General features: G+C 69.6%; 1 protein-coding gene. It reads left to right on the forward strand.

Going from position 1 to position 368, the window contains the following annotated elements:
- Positions 1–368 (forward strand): HNH endonuclease signature motif containing protein (locus OO71_RS45970; RefSeq protein ID WP_033296442.1); only part of this gene is annotated, 368 nt, incomplete at both ends.

Below are 368 nucleotides of genomic sequence, written 5' to 3' on the forward strand. Positions count from 1 at the left end.
CGACGACCACACCCCACTCCCCATCGCCGACCTACGCCGCCTCCTCTGCGACGCCAAGATCTACCCCGCCGTCCTCGGCACCAACAGCCAAATCCTCGACCTCGGCCGCTCCGCCCGCACCGCCACCCCCACCCAACGCCGTGCGTTGGCGATCCGGGACCGAGGCTGCACCTTCCCGGGCTGTGACCGTGGCCCGAAATGGACCACCCCGCATCACGTCCGTCCGTGGTCCGAGGGCGGCCCCACCAACCTGGACGACCTCGCCTCCGCCTGCGAACGCCACCACCGCCTGGTCCACCACAGCGACTGGGACATCACCATCACCGACGACATCGTCCACTGGATCCCACCCACAATCCTCGACCCCG

This window comes from Amycolatopsis jejuensis (assembly GCF_000717335.1).
Classification (GTDB): Bacteria; Actinomycetota; Actinomycetes; order Mycobacteriales; family Pseudonocardiaceae; genus Amycolatopsis; species Amycolatopsis jejuensis.